Origin of the sequence: Rhizobium lentis, from assembly GCF_014200175.1 — a bacterium.
In the GTDB taxonomy this organism is placed as follows: domain Bacteria; phylum Pseudomonadota; class Alphaproteobacteria; order Rhizobiales; family Rhizobiaceae; genus Rhizobium; species Rhizobium mulingense.
In genome coordinates, this window is sequence record NZ_JACHBD010000002.1 from 1 (window position 1) to 20,217 (window position 20,217).

Sequence of the window (20,217 nt, forward strand, 5' to 3'; positions counted from 1 at the left end):
ATCGGGTTGCGGCGGCTTTTGGCCTGGCGCTGCGGCAGCAGGCCGATACGGTCGAACAGGATGCCGGCATCCTCGTTGACCGCCTGCTCGCTCGTCACCGTCAGTTTCGTGTGGGATTTGAGACGGGTGACGATGCGGCAGCCGGCGGCATTGAGCTTCGCCCACCAGCCGAAGTCGTAATAGCCGAGATCGAAGACATAGGTGGCGCCCGCCTCGATCGGCATCTCCTTGGCGGCGGTGATGTCGTTGACATTGGCCGGGGTGACGGCCGCATAGATCGGTCGTTCGGCATCGGCATCGTAGACGACGTGCATCTTGGCGCCGCAGGCCTGATCGGAAAAGCGGGCCCAGTGCGATCCCGTCCCGGAAAGAGGCAGACTGCTGCCGTCGATCAGATAGACCGCCTCGCCGACGGCCCGCTTGAGCCCGCGTCCGGCGCGGGCCACCATCTGCGCGAACAACTCGGCAAAAACACTGCTCGGACGCAGACCGTTGGCATCGGCCAACGTCGAGCGCGACACCGGGCGAGCGCCGAGATGGTAAAGGCGCGCGCTGTGGCTCTGCAGGGAGCCGGCGATCTCGCGCAGGCTGACGGCACCAGCAAGCTGGCCGTAAAGCAGCGCGATCAATTGGCTCTTCGTCGACAGCCGCCGAACGTGCTTGTCGGCCTGATGCTCCCCCACAAGTCTTTCGAAGACCGTCCACGGAATCCGCTTCAACAGATCATGAAAGACGCTATTGTTGTGCCGCACGGTGTTGCTCCTCTTTCCATGTCCGGGAACGTCGCCAAACGCTCGAACATGAGTAGAATCAACACCGTGCGCCATGTCCACTAAATTTAAACCGGACAGCTGTGGGCCGGGCCCGAGCATCTGCAGCCGGTTGATAGATTTGCAGATCCTCGACACAAGGCCGAAGATGACGGAGAAAAAGAGCGAGGCTTGTCACCAAACCAAGGAGACTCAGGCATCCTCGTCAAAAGAGGCTCTGCGAAAGCCTATTCGTCGCCCATCTTCAACGCCGCAATGAAGGCTTCCTGCGGAATCTCCACCTTGCCGAACTGGCGCATGCGCTTCTTGCCAGCCTTCTGCTTGTCGAGCAGCTTGCGCTTGCGGGTGGCGTCGCCGCCGTAGCATTTCGCGGTCACGTCCTTGCGCAGCGCCGAGATCGTCTCGCGGGCGATGACGTTGCCGCCGATCGCCGCCTGGATCGGGATCTTGAACATGTGTTTCGGGATCAGCTCCTTGAGCTTCTCGCACATGTCGCGGCCGCGCTTTTCGGCGGCGGTGCGGTGCACCATCATCGACAGCGCGTCGACCGGCTCGCCGTTGACGAGGATCGACATCTTCACGAGGTTGCCCTCGCGATGATCAGTCAGCGTATAGTCGAAGGAGGCATAGCCCTTGGAGATCGACTTCAGACGGTCGTAAAAATCGAAGACGACTTCATTGAGCGGCAGATCGTAGGTCAGCATTGCGCGCGTGCCGACATAGGTGAGTTCGATCTGGATGCCGCGCCGATCCTGGCAGAGCTTCAGGATGCCGCCGAGATAATCGTCCGGTGTAAGGATCGTCGCGCGGATCCACGGCTCGTGGATCTCCGAGATCTTAACGACGTCGGGCATGTCGGCGGGGTTGTGCAGCTCGCGCTCCGTGCCGTCGGTCATGAACATCTTGTAGACGACGGAGGGGGCGGTGGCGATGAGGTCGAGGTCGAACTCGCGCTCCAGCCGCTCCTGGATGATTTCGAGATGCAGCAAGCCGAGGAAGCCGCAGCGGAAGCCGAAGCCGAGGGCGGCCGAGGATTCCATTTCAAAGGAGAAGGAAGCGTCGTTGAGGCGAAGCTTGCCCATGGCGGCGCGCAGATCCTCGAAATCGGCGGCGTCGACCGGGAAGAGTCCGCAGAACACTACCGGCTGTGCCGGCTTGAAGCCCGGCAGTGCCTGTGCGGTCGGCCGCTTGTCCTCGGTGATCGTATCGCCGACACGGGTATCGGCCACTTCCTTGATCGAGGCGGTGATGAAGCCGATCTCGCCGGGGCCGAGGCTGTCGACATTGACCATCTTCGGCGTCAGCACGCCGACACGCTCCACTTGGTACTTCGCATCCGTGCCCATCATGCGGATCGTCTGGCCCTTGGTCAGCACGCCATCGATGATGCGCACGAGAACCATGACGCCGAGATAGGTATCGTACCAGCTGTCGACGAGCAGCGCCTTCAGCGGCGCCTTCTCGCCGCCGGGGCTCTTCGGCGCCGGCAGCTTGTGAACGATCGCTTCCAGCACATCGGGAATGCCGAGGCCGGTCTTTGCCGAGATCAGTACGGCCTCGGAAGCATCGATGCCGATCACTTCCTCGATCTGTTCCTTGATGCGGTCGGGTTCGGCGGCCGGCAGGTCGATCTTGTTGAGCACGGTGACGAGTTCGTGGTTGTTGTCGATCGCCTGATAGACATTGGCGAGCGTCTGCGCTTCCACACCCTGCGAAGCGTCGACGACCAGCAGCGAGCCCTCGCAGGCCGACAGCGACCGCGAGACCTCGTAGGCGAAGTCGACGTGGCCGGGCGTGTCGATCAGATTGAGGATGTATTTTTCGCCATTGTTTGCCTGGTAGTGCAGGCGCACGGTCTGGGCCTTGATGGTGATGCCGCGCTCGCGCTCGATATCCATATTGTCGAGCACCTGCTCGGACATTTCGCGCTCGGCAAGGCCGCCTGTCGTCTGAATCAGGCGGTCGGCCAGCGTCGATTTGCCGTGGTCGATATGGGCCACGATCGAGAAGTTGCGGATATGGGACAGCGGAGTGGTCGAATTGGTGCTCATGCGCGCCATATAGCAGCGCCGCCCCCGGCCGCAAAGCGGTAATTATCCCGCCGTTTACGCTATTTGCGGGCGACAGGCGCCTGTCAGACCGGCCACGCCTCCAGCCGCCAAGCCGAATCCCAGAACATCCATTCATATTGCGAGGCGCGCAAGAAAACATCCATCATCTGAGAGCGTTCCGCCGGCGATGCCGCGCGGGCGGCGATATCAGTCAGGGCGATCACCTCGCGGGCGCCGGCGGCAAATTGCGGATCGCCATAGGTGTTGATCCAGGCCTGGAAGGCATTGCCCTCGATCGCCGGCCGACTCTTGATCGCTTCGCCGACATGCCAGTAGATCCAGAAGCAGGGAAGGATGGCGGAAAGCGCCACCGCATAGGAGCTGTGATAGGCGGTGGCGAGCAGGAAATTCGTGTAGGCGAAACAGGAAGGCGAGGGTTCGGCCGCGCTTACATCCTCGGAGCTGATGCCGAACTGGGTGAGAAAGCCGGCATGCAGGCCCTGCTCGACGGTGATCGCCTTCTGCGCCGATCCGAGGAAACGCAGCACCTGCGCATTATCCGGCGCTTTTGCCGCAACAATCGCCAGGCAGCGCGCATAATGCTTGAGGTAAAGCGCGTCCTGGAGGATGTAGTGCCGGAAAACCTCGGGCGGCAACGTGCCGTCAGAAAGACGCGTGAGAAGCGGCAGCACCTCGATCTCGGCCATGACGGCGGCGATCCTATCCCAGGCGGCGGCCGTGAAGCTTCCCGTCAGTTCCGTGCTCTGCGTGCTGGCGTCCATCACTCTCTCCGATCTCAATAGCGCTGCCATATATCGGCGAGGCTGCGGCGAAAGCAAGGTTGGGTTGCCCATCTTGCCGAGGCTTGATTCCATCATCGGATCATGTATTTCTCTTATAGTAGAATCAGCGGACCGGAACGTGGAAGAACAACTGGAACAGGCAATCGGCATCCGCATCCGCAAGCTGCGGCTGGATAAAGGATTGACCCTTGATGATCTCGCGACGGCCTCCGGCGTCAGCCGGGCTATGATTTCGCGCATCGAGCGCGCGGAGGCGAGCCCCACCGCCTCGCTGCTCGCAAGGATCTGCGCCGCGCTCGGCCTGTCGCTGTCGGCCTTCTTCGCGGAGGAGGGAGAGCAGGCTTCGCCGCTTGCCCGCCGTCCGGAGCAGCAGGTCTGGCGCGATCCGGAGACCGGTTATCTCAGGCGTTCGGTCTCTGCGCCCGGCACCGCCTCCGACGTTGATATCGTCGAAGTCGAATTCCCCGCTGGCGCCCGCGTCAGCTTTCCCCCGCATGCGGCATCCCACGGCATGACGCAGCATGTCTGGCTGTTCGACGGCGAGCTGGAGATGACGGTGGGCGAAGTGGTCTACCGGCTACGCCCCGGCGATTGCCTCTTCATGCCGGTCGGCGAAGGGCATGTCTTCCACAATCCCGGCAACGCGCCGGCGTGTTATTGCGTCGTGCTCGATCGCGGCGGCCGATAGCAGTATCTATTTCAGGAGAAGAAGACCATGCCCGACATTCGTACCCTTTCCGCCGAGGAGGCGCGCGCCGCCATTCCCGCCCTGTCGGAAGTGCTTGCCGATTGCGTCGCGGGCGGCGCCTCCGTCGGTTTCATGCAGCCCTACGGGCCCGAAGATGCCGAAGCTTATTGGTGCGATGTCGCCGATGCGGTCGCGGCCAGCGGCAGCCTGCTTCTGGTCGCCGAACTGGAGGGCCGGATCGTCGGCACGGTGCAGGTGGGGGCCGCGCAGATGCCGAACCAGCCGCACCGCGGCGATCTGAAGAAGCTCTTGGTGCATCGCTCCGCCCGCGGGCGCGGTCTCGCCCGGCTGCTGATGGAAGCGGCGGAGCGCGAGGCGGCCAAACGCGGCAAGACCCTGCTGGTGCTCGACACGGCAACCGGCAGCGATGCCGAGGCGATCTATCCGCGCCTGGGCTGGCAGCGTGTCGGCGTCATCCCCGATTATGCGCTGTGGCCGCAAGGCGGCTTCTGCGACACCACTCTCTTCTACAAGCGGCTCGCCTAATTGCGCCGGCTCGGTTCATCTCGGATGGCCGAAGGCGGAAAGCGTCTCGTGCAGCCTCGCGCCTGCCGTCCATTGCGCAGCACTCCAGCCGAACTGCCACGCCGCTTCAATATTTTCCGCCATGTCGTCGATGAAGCCGATTTCGCCGGGCAGGGCGCCGGCGCGTTCGGTCGCCAGCCGGAAGAAGTCCGGCGAAGGTTTGCGGTGCCCGAGCGCGGCGGAATAGATGATGCCGTCGACATGCGCGCCGAGCCCGGCCTCTTCCATCAGGTAGCGCGCCCGCCTGTGCTCCTGATTGGTCGCCAGGAAAAGAGCAACACCGCTTTGCCTGAGCGCGGCAAGGTCTTCCAAGAGATTGAGATCCAGGCGGGAATCGTTTTCGAACCAATAATCGATCAGGGTTGCGGCGCTGAGATGAGGCGCTATCTTTGCAAGCACGGCGGAAAGCCGCGGCTCCAACGCCTCGCGGCCGACGACGATGTCATTCCAACAGGTCTGGAAGAAGGCCCGCTGCAGCAAGTCGGGTCGCAAGCCGAGATCGCGCTCGAGATAGGTGAAGTGCGGCAGGCCGTCGGCGGGGCGGCCATGAATGAGCACGCCATCGACATCGACCATCAGCACCTGCATGCGGAAGCTCCCTCCTCAAAACACCGGCGAAGATGGCGTCGTCGCCCTGGATGATCAATAGATCGCCGTGCTGCTTTTTTGTCGCGGCGAGCCCGTGTAAAGCTCGATCTTCAACTCAAGGGCGGGATCTGAAATGCGTGTCATCTACTCCGAGGACCATAAGCTGCGTGATGCCAGGACCGAGCTTTACGCCGGCCAGCTGGTGACGCCCTTCGAGGCGCCGTTTCGGGCCGAATGGATCCTGGCGGCGGTGAAGGAGGCGGGCTTTGCCGATGTCGTCGCGCCCGATGCGCACGGGTTGGAAACGGCCAGGAAGGTGCATGACCCCGCCTATCTCGATTTTCTCGCCACCGTCTGGGACCGCTGGGTGGCCGCCGGCTTCGAAGGCGAGGCGATCGCCAATTCCTTCCCTGTGCGCCGCACCAGCCAGCGCCTGCCCGACAATATCGTCGGCGCGATCGGTCATTATGCCAATGCTGCCGATACCTCGATCACCAAGGGCTCCTACGAAGCGGCGATCGCTTCGATGCGTTGCGCCGTAACGGGCGCCGACTGGCTGGCGGAGAGCCATCGTTTCGCCTTCGCGCTCTGCCGCCCGCCCGGCCATCACGCCGGCATCGATCTCTTCGGCGGCTACTGTTTCATCAACAATGCGGGGGTCGCGGCCCAGCGGCTGCTCGATCGTGGTGCGGCCAAGGTCGCCGTGCTCGATGTCGACTTCCACCATGGCAACGGCACCCAGGATCTCTTTTATCGCCGCGGCGATGTCTTCACTGCCTCGCTGCATGGCGATCCGATGCACGCCTTTCCCTATTTCCTCGGCCATGCCGACGAGGAGGGCGAGGGGGCGGGCACCGGGACCAACCGCAACTATCCGATGCCTCCGGGCACGCCCTTTGAGGTCTGGTCTTCGGCCCTTGCCGATGCGCTCGCCCGCGTCAAGGCCTTCGGCGCCGAAGCGATTGTCCTGGCGCTCGGGGTCGACACCTTCGAGCGCGATCCGATCTCCTTCTTCCGCCTCACCTCCGACGATTTCACCCGCATGGGCGCGATGATATCAGCCGCCGGCCTGCCGGTGCTTGTCTGCATGGAAGGCGGCTACGGCGTGCCGGAGATCGGGCTCAATGTCGCCAATGTCCTCAAGGGTCTGGAAGTCTGATCGCTTGATATGACCGACGAGATCGTTCCATCCGATATCCCGACGTCCCGCATGCTGAGCTGGGCGCGCAACTCCACCATCTACCGCCTGGAGCGGCGGATGATGACGGAAAAGCAGCTCTTCGACGCCATTACCCGCAAGGCGAAGGAGAAGTTCGACGAGATCAGCGCCGGCCAGCTCAAGGCCGTTGCCGAATTCGCCGTCAAATTCGCCTATGACAACAAGGTGCTCGACGATCGCGCCTATGCCGAGATCAGCACGCGCTCGGCCGTGCGCGGCGGCAAGTCGAAGCGCGCGATCGCCCAGAAGCTTGCCGCCAAGGGTGTTGCGAGCGACAAGGTCGAAGCTGCGCTCGAAGGGGCTGACGATCTCTACGCCGCGACCATATTCGCCCGCAAACGCGCCTTCGGCCCGTTTCGCCGTGGCGAAGTTAACGACAGCAGGAAGGCAAAGGAACTCTCCGCCTTCGCTCGCAATGGCTTCAGCTTCGAGATCGGCAGGAAGGTCTTCGATATGAGTTTCGAAGAAGCCGAAGAGGTGATCCTCTCCGGCCGCCTCTGATATGCATCAGCTCTCTTGCTGCCTGGATCAGAAGATTGAATTTGTCGGTTGCAAGCGGCCTCCGTATGAAGGGCGCTCAATCGGAGATGCAGATGAAAGACGGAACGAACGACGGCGCGGGCGTGCTGGCATTGGAAGCGCCTGCAACGTCCTCCGGCCTGGCGGCCGGCGGACTGATGTGCCTCCTGTCCATGTCGTCGATCCAGTTCGGCGCAGCTCTGTCTTCCCATGCGATCGCCACCTACGGACCGGCCGGCGCAAGCTGGCTGCGCCTCGTCTTTGCCGCGATCATCCTGGCCGTCGTCGTCCGTCCGCGCATATTCAGCTACTCCAGAGAGCAATGGATAAGCGCGCTCGTTCTCGGCACGACGACAGCGTTGATGACCATGAGTTTTTTCGCGGCCATCGAGCGCATTCCGCTCGGGCTGGCCGTGGCGATCGATTTTCTCGGCCCGCTTTCGGTCGCGACCATCGGTTACGGTCTCAGCCGGCGTCTCGTCTGGCCGCTCATTGCCGCCCTGGGTGTGCTGGCGCTTGCCCATGACGGTGAAGGCTGGATCGGGGATATGTGGGGCATTCTCTTTGCCGGCGGTGCCGGGACCGGCTGGGCGATTTATATCGTGCTGACCAAGAAGATCGGCGCCAGCTTCAAGGGGCTGGAAGGGCTTTCCATGTCGCTGATGGTTGCCGCGGCGGTTGCGACGCCCTTCGGCTTTGCCGGCGCCGCGCCGGCGCTTGACGTCTATGGCCTGATCGAGATGGCGGGCCTTGCCGTGCTCGTGCCGCTGCTGCCCTATACGCTGGAGCTGATTGCCCTGCGGCGCATGCCGACGACATCCTTCGGCATTCTCATGAGCCTCGAACCGGCCATTGCGGCTCTGGCAGGCTTCGTCATTCTGATGCAGCCGATGACGCTTCTGCAGATGGCAGGAACGGCCCTGGTCGTCGCCGCAAGCGCCGGCGCGACCTTTTCCGCCAGGCAATGATGCGTCAGCCCGCTTTCTTCGCAGGGTCGTCGAGCGCCGGATCGTAGAACAGCGACAGCGTCAGGCTCTTGGCGATCCGCTCCGCCGTCGCCATGAACCAGGCCTTGGCCTCCGTCGACGGGGCGATATCGTCGAGCGTTGCGGCAAACAGCGCCAGCCACTTCGGAAAGAGATCCGGCGTCAGATCCGCGACGCCCGTATGCGCCTGCACCGGCTTGCCGCCATAGGCGCCGCTGCGAAAGGCGACGGCCGACCAGAAGCTCTTCATCTTCTCCAAATGCTCCGGCCAGCGGCCGGAGAGCCTGGCGTCGAACACGGGACCGAGATCGGGGTGCTCCAGCACGCGCCCGTAAAAGGCCTCGACCAGCCTGCCGATGAAGGCTTCGTCGACGCCCATCGCCCGCATCTCCGCCTCCGCCCTTTCGCGGATCGCCGCGACATGGGCAGGGCGGCCCTGAATGTCATTATTCATCATAAACCCCGGCGCCGCATGATGCGGCGCCCTCTCATATAGGTGTTTGTGGGGGCGCGCCAAAGGCATCCGTGCGGCTTGCGGCAATCTGTCAGCCGGCCTGCTCTAAGCCCTTGACCGTCACCACCGCGTTCTTTAAATTTAGAATTATTCTAAATTATTGGAGCAAGTCATGCTGGCGCGGTTTTTCAGATCCTCGAAACGATCTTTTCAGTCGCTGTCCGAGCAGGAAATCCTCGCCCTTGCCATTGCCTCCGAGGAGGACGATGCCCGCATCTATCTCGCCTATGCCGACAAATTACGGCCCGAATTTCCGGCATCGGCTAAAGTCTTCGAGGATATGGCCGAGGTCGAGGATACTCATCGCAAATCGTTGATCGAAATTTATCGTCAGCGTTTCGGCGAACGCATCCCGCTGATCCGGCGCGAGCATGTCGAGGGCTTCTATGATCGCAAGCCCGACTGGCTCAGAGCCAACCTGTCGCTTGATGCGATGCGGCAGGAGACCGAGGCGATGGAGGAGCAGGCCTACCGTTTCTACGTCGAGGCGGCAAAGCGGACCTCGGACGCCTCGACGAGAAAGCTTCTCGGAGATCTGGCGATGGCCGAACAGGGGCACGAAGATATTGCCCGCATGCTGGGCGACAAGCACACGCCCGAGGATGTCAGGCGCGACGAAGATGAGACGGCGCACCGGCAATTCGTGCTGACCTATGTGCAGCCGGGCCTGGCCGGGCTGATGGACGGCTCGGTCTCGACGCTGGCGCCGATCTTTGCCGCCGCCTTTGCCACCCAGGACACCTGGCAGACCTTCCTTGTCGGCCTTTCGGCTTCCGTCGGCGCCGGCATCTCGATGGGCTTCACCGAAGCCGCCCATGACGACGGCAAGATCTCCGGCAGGGGCTCGCCGGTCAAGCGCGGCCTTGCCTGCGGCATCATGACGGCGCTCGGCGGCCTCGGCCACGCGCTGCCCTATCTGATCCCGCATTTCTGGACGGCGACGATCACCGCCGGCGGCATCGTTTTCTTCGAACTCTGGGCGATCGCCTTCATCCAGAACCGCTACATGGAGACTCCCTTCCTGCGCGCCGCCTTCCAGGTCGTCCTCGGCGGCAGCCTGGTGCTCGCAGCGGGGATTCTGATTGGGAATGGGTGAGGAGTGGTCGGCGAAGCCGAGCAATCGATCCAGTGAATCGATTGCAGCGACGAACGCCCGGAGCCATGCGGAGGGCCGGGATAGGGCGCGGCAAACGCAACCCACTTAAAGTGCCGCAATCTCCACGCCGATTTATATCTTCCCAAGCCCACTTCCCTCAGCCTTGTACGTTGGGAAGTCCCGAGCGGGGAGAAGATGCCCCAAAGGGCAGATGAGGGGGTGAGGAGCGTTGAGTGACGAACAGCTTGAGCGGTAGCGAAAGGCGACGGTCGACGCGGTTCCAATTCCCCCAAAAGCAAAAGGCCGGCTTTCGCCGGCCTTTTCCCCGCATCCCCCAGAAATCCTCAGCGCAGTGCGCCGACCAGAACGTCGCGGCCGTTCTCGATGGTGACCCAGCGGCCGGCATTGAAGCTCGACTGGCGCTTGACGAAGGAATAAGGTGTCGCGAACCACGGCTTGACGTCGACGGCGAGGTTGTCGAGCACGAAGTCGCCCTCGGCGGTGCGCAGCGTCAGGACGGCATGGCCCTCACCATCAGGCTTGCGCACGACAGTCATCAGCAGGTCGGCGGCCGGAACGCCGCGCTGGATCAGAATGCGGCGCTTCAAGAGCGCGAAATCCTCGCAGTCGCCGGCGGTGGTCGGATAAGCCCAGACTTCATCCTTGCCGTAGATTTCCTTGTCGGTCATCGGCGTGATCGTGCGGTTGACGGTGGCGTTGACCGAACGGACGAGCGACCACTTGGCCGGGGTCATCTCGAGAGGGCCCGCATTGCGGTTTGCGCCGCACTCACTGCTGTGGGTCTGACAGAAATCGTAATGGCCGATCGGCTGCGAAGTGGCGTTGCCTGTTACCATGGAAGCATTTCTGCTTGGAGCTGGGATGGCGGCAGTCGCCATCGCAAACACGGCCATCATGGCCACAAAGATACCTTTGATCCGCACGCCCGCTCTTTCCTCGATCGCCCCTTAATTATTAACAAACTGTTAATGGAGAGGGCCGAGAAGAGTCAATCGTTACTTCTTGTGAGGACCTTGCGACCCGTCGACATGGTTAAAATGCAACAAGATGGCGATCTGTTTCAGCAGGTTGTTATCCGGCCATGGAGGTGCGGATGATACCTTTGACGGCGCCTAGAATAAGGGCGATATCGCTGGGCCGGGACAGGCGATGGTCGCCGTCGCGGATGAAGGTCAGCACCACGTCGTCGGCGGGAAGGTGCTCGACAAGCTTCATCGCGTGCGCATGTGGCACGTCAGGATCCTTCATGCCCTGGAGGATATGCACCGGGCAACCTGTCTCGATCATGCCGTCGAGCACGCGGTTCTTGCGGCCATCCTCGATCAGCGCTCTGGTATAGATGTCCGGCTCCGGGCTGTATTGCGAGCGTTCTTCGAAATAGCCTCGCTCCGCCAGTGACTTGCGCTCCTTGGCCGTCAGGTTCGGCTCGATTAGTTCGGAGGTGAAATCGGGCGCCGGCGCGATCAGCACCATTCCTTCGAGTTTTGGCCCGGCTGGCTTCGGGCCCTCCTGTCGCGCGAGCTCCTGTGCCAGCCGTAGCGCAATCCAGCCTCCCATCGAGGAGCCGACAAGAATAACGCGGTCGGGCGCGACGTGGCGGATGACGGTCAGCGCCTCCTCCAGCCAGCGTGAGATCGTGCCGTCGCGGAAGCTACCGCCGGAAAGCCCGTGGCCGGAATAGTCCAGGCGGATACAGGCGGTACCGACTTCGCCAGCCAGTCCGTCGAGTTCCAATGCTTTGGTACCGCTCATGTCGGAACGGTAGCCGGATAGCCAAACGAGCGTCGGGACATTGTTGCCGGCTTGCGCCGGGCGCACCAGCATGGCGATCTCACGCGCCGCCTCGCCTTCGCCGACCGTCAGGAACTGCGGCTGAAGATTGGGCATCTGATCGGACATCGGCGAAACTCCTGTTGTTTTGGCCTATAAAACAGATTCTTGGCAGGCTGACAGCAGGTGATTTTTCCGCTAAAGGATGATATCGACTCCGTTGCAGTGATAACGAGATACGTTTTGTGCACCCTGATCGGGAGCGCGCGGCTGCAACATTCCGGAAACAACGCGAGGAGAATACGACCATTCGCAGACCTTTTAAGACCGATGCGCCCGTGAAGGACGGCCCGCGCTCGAACCGTGAAATCCGCATTCCCAAAGTTCAGCTGATCGCGGCTGACGGACAGAATATGGGCATCGTGCCCACCGACCAGGCCTTGAGAATGGCAGAAGAAGCCGGCCTCGATCTCGTCGAAATTTCCCCCAATGCCGAACCGCCGGTGTGCAAGATCCTCGATCTGGGCAAGCTGAAATATGCCAACCAGAAGAAGGCTGCCGAGGCGCGCAAGAAGCAGAAGATCGTCGAAGTCAAAGAAATCAAGATGCGCCCGAATATCGACACCCATGATTATGAGGTGAAGATGAAGGCGATGGGCCGCTTCTTCGACGAGGGTGACAAGGTCAAGGTGACGCTGAAGTTCCGCGGCCGTGAAATGGCCCACCAGGAACTCGGCATGAAGCTTCTGCAGCAGGTCAAGGCCGATACGACCGAGATCGCCAAGGTCGAAGCCGAGCCCAAGCTCGAAGGCCGCCAGATGATGATGGTGCTGGCGCCGAAGTAAGCGCCAGATACTTTTTCGCCCAAGGCCGTCCGCAAGGGCGGCTTTTGTGCTTTTGGCAGTCCCGCCTCCGGGCTGGCGAAGAATCCTCCGCGGCCCCGTTGCACTTTCATGACGCTGCGGTTATAAGCGCGCGTCCGAACTGACCGGCAGGGCATGCCGTGGCAGTTTCGAATGCTTGCGGAACGGTTCGTCGCCGAAGCCGCAGATCAACAACAAACGCTCCCGCACCTTGTTGCGACGGCCGGAGAACCGGACTTCGCGAGAGGGCTTTTTTGATGAAGCGCGCAGGGAGGACAGAAGGAGTAGCAAAATGCCCAAGATGAAGACGAAGTCCTCCGCCAAGAAGCGGTTCAAGATCACCGCGACAGGCAAGGTCAAGGCTGCCGCTGCCGGCAAGCGCCATGGCATGATCAAGCGTACCAACAAGTTCATTCGCGATGCACGTGGCACCATGGTTCTCGCAGAACCGGATGGCCGCAAGGTTATCAAGAATTACCTGCCGAACGGTCTCTGAGACTCGTCCGCGAACGCTAGATTTAAGGAGATCATGATATGGCACGTGTAAAAAGAGGCGTCACCGCCCACGCCAAGCACAAGAAGGTTCTGAAGGCCGCCAAGGGCTTTTACGGCCGCCGCAAGAACACCATCCGCGCCGCCAAGGCCGCCGTCGACCGGTCGAAGCAGTACGCTTACCGCGACCGCAAGGTTAACAAGCGCAACTTCCGTGCGCTCTGGATCCAGCGCATCAACGCCGCTGTCCGCGAATTCGGCCTGACATACGGCCGCTTCATCGACGGCCTGAACAAGGCCGGCATCGAAGTTGACCGCAAGGTTCTCTCCGACATGGCGATCCACGAGCCGGAAGCATTCGGCGCGCTCGTCAATGCTGCCAAGAAGGCGCTTGAGTACCTCAAGGAAACCGGTACGGCCAACGAGTTTGAAGGCGCGGTTCGTTAACCAGCGCTTCCCAGGCTCTATGCTTTTCGAATTTTGGGAAACCCGCGCTGGTTTGGGCTAGCGCGGGTTTTTCTTTCTTTATATCCCTTGCGCCGGTCGGCGCCGCCTGCCTCCCGATCCCCGCCTGATACTGGACGGAAAGAAGTGACAATGTCAGATATCGACCAGCTCAACTCATCGCTGCTCGCGGAAATCGCCGCCGCCAATGACGAGGCCGCCCTGGAAGCCGTGCGCGTATCTGCGCTGGGCAAGAAGGGCTCGGTCTCGGAACTCCTGAAGACGCTCGGCGCGATGACGCCGGAGGAGCGCCAGACGCGGGGTGCTGCGATCAACGCCCTGAAGAATGCCGTGACGGACGCCATCGCCGAACGCAAGTCGGTGCTGAAAATGGCGGCGGTCAACGCCCGCCTGAAGGCGGAAACGGTCGATGTCAGCCTGCCGGTGCGCTCCTCGCCGGCTGAGCGCGGCCGCATCCACCCGATCAGCCAGATCGTCGACGAGATTACCGCAATCTTCGCCGATATGGGCTTCTCGATTGCCGAAGGCCCCGATATCGAGACCGACTACTATAATTTCACGGCGCTGAATTTCCCCGAAGGCCATCCGGCCCGCGAGATGCACGACACCTTCTTCTTCAATCCGGACGAGAATGGCGAGCGCAAGGTACTGCGCACCCATACCTCGCCGGTGCAGGTGCGCACCATGGAGGCGCAGAAGCCGCCGATCCGCATCATCATTCCAGGCAAGACCTATCGCCAGGACTCGGACGCCACGCATTCGCCGATGTTCCATCAGGTCGAAGGCCTGGTGATCGACAAGAAGGCCAATGTCGCCAATATCCGCTGGGTGCTCGAGGAGTTCTGCAAGACCTTCTTCGAAGTCGACAGCGTGACGATGCGCTTCCGCCCGTCCTTCTTTCCCTTCACCGAACCCTCTTTCGAGGTCGATATCCAGTGCGACCGCTCTGGCCCGATCGTCAAATTCGGCGAAGGCCCCGACTGGATGGAGATTCTCGGCTGCGGCATGGTCCATCCGAACGTGCTGCGCTACGGCGGCCTTGATCCGGACGAATATCAGGGTTTTGCCTGGGGCATGGGCCTCGACCGCATCGCCATGCTGAAATACGGCATGCCCGACCTGCGCGACTTCTTCAACGCCGACGTCCGCTGGATGACGCATTACGGCTTCCGCCCGCTCGACATGCCGACGCTGTTCGGCGGCCTCAGCGCTTGAACGGAGATTTGGGACGATGAAATTCACGCTCTCCTGGCTGAAAGAGCATCTGGAAACGGATGCCACGCTCGATGAAATCTGCACCCGCCTGACCGAGATCGGGCTAGAGGTGGAGGATGTCGACGACAAGGCGGCATTCAAGCCCTTCGTCATCGCTAGAGTTGTCTCGGCGGAAAAACATCCGCAGGCCGATCGCCTGAAGGTGCTGATGGTCGATACCGGCGCCGGTTCGCCGATCCAGGTCGTTTGCGGCGCCCCGAATGCGCGCGCTGGCCTTATCGGCGCCTTCGCCGCACCCGGGACCTATGTTCCTGGTATCGACACGACGCTTGCCGTCGGCAATATCCGCGGCGTCGAAAGCCGCGGCATGATGTGCTCCGAAAAGGAACTGCAGATCTCCGACAATCACGACGGCATCATCGATCTGCCCGACGACGCGCCGGTTGGAAAAAGTTATGCCGCCTATGCGCATCTGGACGACCCGGTGATCGAGATCAATCTGACGCCCAATCGGCCCGACTGCACCTCGATCCACGGCATCGCGCGCGATCTCGCCGCCTCCGGTCTCGGCACGCTGAAGACACGGACCGCGCCGTCATTTTCCGTCGAAGGCGAGACGCCGGTCAAGCTGACGCTCGATCTCGACGATCCGAAACTCTGCCCCGGCTTTTCGCTCCGCCTCGTGCGCGGCGTCAGGAACGGCCCGAGCCCGCGCTGGATGCAGCAGCGGTTGATCGCCATCGGCCTGCGGCCCATCAATGCGCTGGTCGATATCACCAACTATATGACCTTTGACCAGGGTCGGCCGATGCACGTCTTCGACGCCGCCAAGGTGACGGGCAATCTTACTGTCCGCCGCGCCAGGGAAGGCGAGACTGTGCTGGCGCTCGACCAGCGCGAATACAAGCTGGGTCCGAGCAATGTCGTCATCGCCGATGAAGACGGTATCGAATCGATCGGCGGCATCATGGGCGGCGAACACTCTGGCTGCGACGAGAACACCGTCGACGTGCTGATCGAATCGGCCCTCTGGGACCCGATGAACATCGCCAAATCGGGCCGCAGCCTGGGTATTATCACCGATGCCCGCTACCGTTTCGAGCGCGGCGTCGATCCGGAATATATGGTTCCCGGTCTCGAACGCACGACGGAACTGGTGCTTGAGCTCTGCGGCGGCACGGCCGCGCGCGCCGAGGTCGTCGGCTATAAGGGGCACGAGCCGAAGGTCGTCGATTTCCCTTATTCCGAGGTCAAGCGCCTGACGGGCCTGGACGTCTCGACCGAGGAGAGCAATGCGATACTCGCCCGCCTCGGCTTCAAGGTTTCCGGCTCCGGCGAACGCGTTTCCGTCTCCGTTCCGTCGTGGCGCCCCGATGTCGACGGCAAGGCCGATCTCGTCGAGGAGGTCATGCGCATCCACGGCGTCGACAAAATCAAGCCGGCGCCGCTTCAAAGCCATGCCGCCGTTAACGGCAGAATCCTGACGACGCTGCAGATCCGCACCCGCGCGGCCAAGCGCGCGCTTGCCTCGCGCGGCATGCTGGAGGCCGTCACCTGGTCCTTCATTCCGGAAGATCAAGCGAAGCTCTTCGGCGGCGGTGCGCCGGCCCTCAAGCTTGCCAATCCGATCGCCGCCGAAATGTCCGATATGCGTCCCTCGCTGCTGCCGGGCCTGCTGACGGCGGCCCAGCGCAATGCCGACAAAGGCTATGGCGACGTGGCGATTTTCGAGGTCTCGGGCACCTATGAGAATGACCGATCGGACGGTCAGCGCCGCGTTGCCGGCGGCATCCGCCGCGGCACCGCCTCGCTCGCCGGCGGAGGGCGCATGTGGTCGAATGCAGTGAAGGGCGGCGGCAAACCGGTCGACGTCTTCGACGCCAAGGCCGATGCGCTCGCCGTCATCGAAGCTTGCGGCTTGCCGATCGGCAATATCCAGATCGAGCAGGGCGGCCCGGAATGGTATCATCCCGGCCGCTCCGGCACGATCAAGATGGGGCCGAAGGTGGTGCTCGGTTACTTCGGTGAATTCCACCCGCTGACCCTGGAAGCGCTCGATGTCTCCGGCGCTCTCTGCGGCTTCGAGGTCTATCTCGACGCGATGGCCGAGCCGAAGAAGAAGGCGACCCGCACCAAGCCGGCGCTGGAATTGTCGCCCTTCCAGGCGGTCAAGCGCGACTTCGCCTTCGTCGTCAACAAGACGGTGGAATCGGGCGCCATCATCAAGGCTGCGACCGGGGCAGACCGCAAGCTCGTCACCGGCGTCAACGTCTTCGACATCTTCGAAGGTGCGTCTGTCGGCGAAGGCAAGAAGTCGGTGGCGATCGAGGTTCAGATCCAACCGGTCGAGCGCACGCTGACGGATGAGGATTTCGAAGCGCTGACGCAGAAGATCGTCGCGAGCGTCGCGAAGTTTACCGGCGGCGTTCTCAGAAGCTGATCCCGCCAATCTTCGCCTAAAACAGAGAACCGGTCGTTGGCGCGACCGGCTCTTTCAAGTGTGAAGATGGTAGAGCTTGCTGACGATGACCCATCGGCCGTCGATCTTCAGCAGTGAGAGATAGTCGGTAAAGCGCATTCCGGCGAAATCGTCGGTGACCTTGACGCTCGCCGCGTCACCTTCGACATCGACGCTTTGGATATCCATGAAGGGCTGCGTGCCGGGCGGAGCCGGTTCCTCCGCCATGATCGCGGTGATGAATTCGTCCCGCGTCAGCCATTCGATGGCATTCTGGTAATAGCCGATGATCGAGCTTTGCGGGTGAAAGGCCTTCTTCAAGGCTGCCGCATTGGCGAAGGCCATGCCTTCGACATAGAGATGAACCGTCTGTTCGACTGCCTGCCTGTCCGACATGTTTCCATCCCGTTCTCCGAGATGACGTTAGATAGTTTCGCCGGACCGGAAGACAAGCCCGGCCATTGCATCAGGCCGGGCTTCTTCGATTACAGATTCGTCATCGCAAGCGAGGCGTCCGAATAGCGTTTTCCCGCCACCTGTGCGGCGGGGATCGCTTCGCCGAGCTGCTGCAGTTCGGCTGCACTGAGCGTGATATCGGCAGCGGCGGCGTTCTGTTCGAGATGCTGAAGCTTGCGGGCGCCGGGGATCGGCACGATGTCGTCGCCCTGGCTCAGCACCCAGGCCAGCGCCAGCTGCGCGGCCGTCACACCCTTCCTGGCCGCAAGCTGCTCGAGCGCTGTAACGAGGGCGGCGTTGGCATCGAAATTTTCGGCCTGGAAACGCGGCACCTGCCGGCGGAAATCGTCGGCGGCGAGATCGTCGGCCTTACGGATCGCTCCCGTCAGGAAACCGCGGCCGAGCGGGCTGTAGGGCACGAAGCCGATGCCGAGTTCACGGCAGGTGGCAAGCACGTCCTCTTCGGGATCGCGAGTCCAGAGCGAATATTCGCTCTGAAGCGCTGCGATCGGATGGACCGCATGCGCCCGGCGGATGGTGGCGCTGCCGGCTTCCGAAAGTCCGAGTGCGCGGACTTTGCCTTCCCTCACCAACTCGGCCATGACGCCGACAGTCTCCTCGATCGGCACGTTGGGGTCGACCCGGTGCTGGTAGAGCAGGTCGATGGTCTCGATTCCGAGACGTTTCAGCGAAGCCTCGGCAACTGCCCTGACATGTTCGGGGCGGCTGTCGACGCCGGCGATGGCGGCAGCGCCTGCCTTACTGGTATCGATCTTGAAGCCGAATTTGGTGGCGATCACCACGCGGTCGCGAAACGGCTTCAGCGCTTTTCCGAGGAGGACCTCGTTGGTGAAAGGACCGTAGACTTCGGCAGTGTCGAAGAAGGTGACGCCGAGATCGACCGCGCGATTGAGCGTCCGGATCGATTCCGCTTCATCGCTGGCGCCATAGGCAAAGCTCATGCCCATGCAGCCGAGGCCGACGGCTGAGACGGTGAGATCGTTTCCGAGTTTCCGGGTTTTCATGCTGCGCTCCTTGTTCTGAGCTGATTGTGAACCGCTGAGGATATCGTTGCGTACGGGCAGATGATATCGGCGGGGCATCGATCAGAAAATGCATGCAGATTCTAACGGCCTGTTCTATCATTTCGATCAATGAACAGAACTCAGCTCTCGCAACTCGCCGTTCTCGCCGCCGTTTCCGAGCATCGCAGTTTTCGTGCAGCGGCCAGGGAACTCCTCGTCGCGCCGTCGGCCATCAGCCATGCGATCGCGAGCCTTGAGGAAAGCCTGGGCGTCAGACTTCTGGCGCGCACCACCCGCAGCGTCGCGCCGACGGAGGAGGGCCGCCTGCTCCTCGAAAGGCTCCGCCCGGCGCTGGAGGAGATCGATGTTGCATTGGAGGCCGTCAGAGATACGCGCGGCAAGCCCGCGGGAAATCTGCGCATCACCGCGCCGCGCTTCGCCTCCGATATTTTGCTCGCCCCGCGCCTCGGCGATTTTCTCAATCTCTACCCCGACATCACTCTGGAGATCGCCAATGAGGACGGTTTCACCGATATTGTCCGGGAAGGTTTCGACGCCGGCATCCGGCTGGAGGAGAGCCTCGAGGCCGATATGATCGCGGTCAGGATCTCGCCCAAGCTGACGACTGTCATCGCGGCCTCGCCGGACTATTTCGAGCGCTACCCGAAGCCGGAGCATCCGCGCGATCTTGTCCATCACCGCTGCATTAAACGGCGCTTCACCAACGGCTCCATCTATCGCTGGGAATTCGAAAAGGACGGCCGGGAACTGGTTGTTGCCGTCGATGGGCCGCTTGTTGTCAGCGAGGACCGGTTGGCCCTGCTTGCGGCGCTAAACGGTGCCGGCCTCGCCTATCTCTTCGACATGCGGGTTCATGACGAACTGGCAGCCGGCAGACTGGTGCGGGTGCTGGAGGATTGGTGCGCGCCTTATCCCGGCCCATTCGTCTATTATCCGAGCCGGCGGCAGATGCGGCCGGCGCTGCGCGCCTTCATTGACTTCTTCAGATATGCGGAGACGGATAAGGGTGGCCGGTAGACGGCCACCCTTTCATATGGATCAGGCGGCTTTCGCCTTCTGGTTCGCCGCGGTGGTGGCGAGCTGCGAGAGTTTCTTGTCGGTGGCCGTCTCTTCCTGCAGCGTCTGATCGAGCAGGCTGACGACATCCTTGAGGCCGAGCGTTGCAGCCCAGGTTTTCAGCGTACCGTAACGGGCGATTTCATAATGCTCGACCGCCTGAGCTGCCGAGATCAGGCCGGCATCCAGCGCCGGCGTGCCCTTGAACTCCTCCATGATTTCCTCGCCTTCGGCGATAATGCCCTGGATCGCCTCGCAGGTCTTGCCCTGGGCGCGCTTGCCGATCTTTTCGAACACCTGCTGCAGGCGCTCGACATGGGCTTCGGTTTCCTCGAGATGCTTCTGGAAGCCCGCCTTCAGATCGGAGGACTGGGCGGCGCGCGCCATCTTCGGCAGGGCGCGCAATATCTGCCGCTCGGCGAAGTAAATATCCTTGAGCGTGTCGTAGAAGAGATCTTCCAACGTTTTTTCCTTGGCCATTTTCTCGATCCTTGTTTTGGGAAAGGCCGCGAACGCGGCGACACATTAAGAAGCAAGGATCGCGCAAATTGTTCCC

22 protein-coding genes are annotated in these 20,217 nt (G+C 62.1%); 12 read left to right on the forward strand and 10 right to left on the reverse strand.

The window, feature by feature from the left end:
• From GGI60_RS05645 to tenA, 3 genes are all read right to left on the reverse strand, one after another.
• Window positions 1-752, reverse strand: a 752-nt coding sequence (locus GGI60_RS05645) for an IS4 family transposase (protein WP_183913934.1), incomplete at its 3' end; no start/stop codon positions are given.
• A gap of 245 nt (window positions 753-997) precedes the next feature.
• The gene (gene lepA, locus GGI60_RS05650) at window positions 998-2,830 is read right to left on the reverse strand and encodes a translation elongation factor 4 (RefSeq protein WP_097579409.1); all 1,833 of its coding nucleotides are present in this window, start codon (window positions 2,828-2,830) and stop codon (window positions 998-1,000) included.
• 74 nt (window positions 2,831-2,904) lie between these two features.
• Window positions 2,905-3,603, reverse strand: coding sequence for a thiaminase II (tenA, locus tag GGI60_RS05655; RefSeq protein WP_183913936.1), 699 nt, complete (start codon window positions 3,601-3,603; stop codon window positions 2,905-2,907).
• A 139-nt stretch (window positions 3,604-3,742) separates the two neighbouring features.
• Here tenA and GGI60_RS05660 point away from each other — a divergent pair, with 139 nt between their 5' ends.
• The gene (locus tag GGI60_RS05660) at window positions 3,743-4,312 is read left to right on the forward strand and encodes an XRE family transcriptional regulator (protein ID WP_183913938.1); all 570 of its coding nucleotides are present in this window, start codon (window positions 3,743-3,745) and stop codon (window positions 4,310-4,312) included.
• Between the two features lie 27 nt (window positions 4,313-4,339).
• Complete coding sequence (locus tag GGI60_RS05665) at window positions 4,340-4,858, forward strand: GNAT family N-acetyltransferase (RefSeq protein ID WP_183913940.1); 519 nt, start codon at window positions 4,340-4,342, stop codon at window positions 4,856-4,858.
• Window positions 4,859-4,873: 15 nt separating this feature from the next.
• On the opposite strand, the gene GGI60_RS05670 is transcribed toward GGI60_RS05665, so the two are convergent.
• On the reverse strand, window positions 4,874-5,485 hold the full coding sequence (locus GGI60_RS05670; protein ID WP_183913942.1) for an HAD-IA family hydrolase: 612 nt from the start codon (window positions 5,483-5,485) through the stop codon (window positions 4,874-4,876).
• A gap of 133 nt (window positions 5,486-5,618) precedes the next feature.
• On the opposite strand from GGI60_RS05670, the gene GGI60_RS05675 reads away from it, so the two are divergent.
• The 3 genes from GGI60_RS05675 (at window position 5,619) to GGI60_RS05685 (ending at window position 8,191) form a co-directional block, all read left to right on the forward strand.
• Window positions 5,619-6,644, forward strand: a complete 1,026-nt coding sequence (locus tag GGI60_RS05675; protein WP_183913944.1) for a histone deacetylase family protein — start codon at window positions 5,619-5,621, stop codon at window positions 6,642-6,644.
• A 9-nt stretch (window positions 6,645-6,653) separates the two neighbouring features.
• Window positions 6,654-7,205, forward strand: a complete 552-nt coding sequence (gene recX, locus GGI60_RS05680) for a recombination regulator RecX (protein WP_183913946.1) — start codon at window positions 6,654-6,656, stop codon at window positions 7,203-7,205.
• Window positions 7,206-7,297: 92 nt separating this feature from the next.
• Entirely contained in the window at window positions 7,298-8,191 is an 894-nt protein-coding gene (locus GGI60_RS05685; RefSeq protein WP_183913948.1) for an EamA family transporter, read from the forward strand.
• 4 nt (window positions 8,192-8,195) lie between these two features.
• On the opposite strand, the gene GGI60_RS05690 is transcribed toward GGI60_RS05685, so the two are convergent.
• The gene (locus tag GGI60_RS05690; RefSeq protein WP_183913950.1) at window positions 8,196-8,663 is read right to left on the reverse strand and encodes a group III truncated hemoglobin; all 468 of its coding nucleotides are present in this window, start codon (window positions 8,661-8,663) and stop codon (window positions 8,196-8,198) included.
• A 172-nt stretch (window positions 8,664-8,835) separates the two neighbouring features.
• Here GGI60_RS05690 and mbfA point away from each other — a divergent pair, with 172 nt between their 5' ends.
• The gene (gene mbfA, locus GGI60_RS05695; RefSeq protein WP_183913952.1) at window positions 8,836-9,819 is read left to right on the forward strand and encodes an iron exporter MbfA; all 984 of its coding nucleotides are present in this window, start codon (window positions 8,836-8,838) and stop codon (window positions 9,817-9,819) included.
• Between the two features lie 344 nt (window positions 9,820-10,163).
• On the opposite strand, the gene GGI60_RS05700 is transcribed toward mbfA, so the two are convergent.
• Both GGI60_RS05700 and GGI60_RS05705 read right to left on the reverse strand, forming a co-directional pair.
• Entirely contained in the window at window positions 10,164-10,763 is a 600-nt protein-coding gene (locus tag GGI60_RS05700; protein ID WP_183913954.1) for a transglutaminase-like cysteine peptidase, read from the reverse strand.
• A 148-nt stretch (window positions 10,764-10,911) separates the two neighbouring features.
• Window positions 10,912-11,739, reverse strand: a complete 828-nt coding sequence (locus tag GGI60_RS05705; RefSeq protein ID WP_183913956.1) for an alpha/beta hydrolase — start codon at window positions 11,737-11,739, stop codon at window positions 10,912-10,914.
• A gap of 179 nt (window positions 11,740-11,918) precedes the next feature.
• Here GGI60_RS05705 and infC point away from each other — a divergent pair, with 179 nt between their 5' ends.
• The 5 genes from infC (at window position 11,919) to pheT (ending at window position 17,085) form a co-directional block, all read left to right on the forward strand.
• Window positions 11,919-12,455 carry a translation initiation factor IF-3 gene (infC, locus tag GGI60_RS05710; RefSeq protein ID WP_077991295.1) on the forward strand — a complete coding sequence of 179 codons (537 nt, stop codon included), beginning with the start codon at window positions 11,919-11,921 and terminating at the stop codon, window positions 12,453-12,455.
• A gap of 310 nt (window positions 12,456-12,765) precedes the next feature.
• Window positions 12,766-12,969: a 50S ribosomal protein L35 gene (gene rpmI / locus GGI60_RS05715; protein ID WP_003570998.1), complete on the forward strand. Its 204-nt coding sequence runs from the start codon at window positions 12,766-12,768 to the stop codon at window positions 12,967-12,969.
• Between the two features lie 38 nt (window positions 12,970-13,007).
• On the forward strand, window positions 13,008-13,412 hold the full coding sequence (gene rplT / locus GGI60_RS05720) for a 50S ribosomal protein L20 (protein WP_004673860.1): 405 nt from the start codon (window positions 13,008-13,010) through the stop codon (window positions 13,410-13,412).
• A gap of 150 nt (window positions 13,413-13,562) precedes the next feature.
• Window positions 13,563-14,645: a phenylalanine--tRNA ligase subunit alpha gene (gene pheS, locus GGI60_RS05725; RefSeq protein ID WP_183913958.1), complete on the forward strand. Its 1,083-nt coding sequence runs from the start codon at window positions 13,563-13,565 to the stop codon at window positions 14,643-14,645.
• 16 nt (window positions 14,646-14,661) lie between these two features.
• Window positions 14,662-17,085, forward strand: a complete 2,424-nt coding sequence (gene pheT / locus GGI60_RS05730) for a phenylalanine--tRNA ligase subunit beta (RefSeq protein WP_183913960.1) — start codon at window positions 14,662-14,664, stop codon at window positions 17,083-17,085.
• A 54-nt stretch (window positions 17,086-17,139) separates the two neighbouring features.
• Here the strand turns inward: pheT and GGI60_RS05735 are convergent, their stop codons facing one another.
• Both GGI60_RS05735 and GGI60_RS05740 read right to left on the reverse strand, forming a co-directional pair.
• Entirely contained in the window at window positions 17,140-17,499 is a 360-nt protein-coding gene (locus tag GGI60_RS05735; protein ID WP_183913962.1) for a nuclear transport factor 2 family protein, read from the reverse strand.
• Window positions 17,500-17,588: 89 nt separating this feature from the next.
• Complete coding sequence (locus tag GGI60_RS05740; RefSeq protein ID WP_183913964.1) at window positions 17,589-18,584, reverse strand: aldo/keto reductase; 996 nt, start codon at window positions 18,582-18,584, stop codon at window positions 17,589-17,591.
• A gap of 129 nt (window positions 18,585-18,713) precedes the next feature.
• Here GGI60_RS05740 and GGI60_RS05745 point away from each other — a divergent pair, with 129 nt between their 5' ends.
• On the forward strand, window positions 18,714-19,622 hold the full coding sequence (locus tag GGI60_RS05745) for a LysR family transcriptional regulator (RefSeq protein ID WP_183913967.1): 909 nt from the start codon (window positions 18,714-18,716) through the stop codon (window positions 19,620-19,622).
• 21 nt (window positions 19,623-19,643) lie between these two features.
• Here the strand turns inward: GGI60_RS05745 and GGI60_RS05750 are convergent, their stop codons facing one another.
• Window positions 19,644-20,141, reverse strand: a complete 498-nt coding sequence (locus GGI60_RS05750) for a ferritin-like domain-containing protein (protein WP_183913969.1) — start codon at window positions 20,139-20,141, stop codon at window positions 19,644-19,646.
• Window positions 20,142-20,217 lie beyond the last annotated feature (76 nt).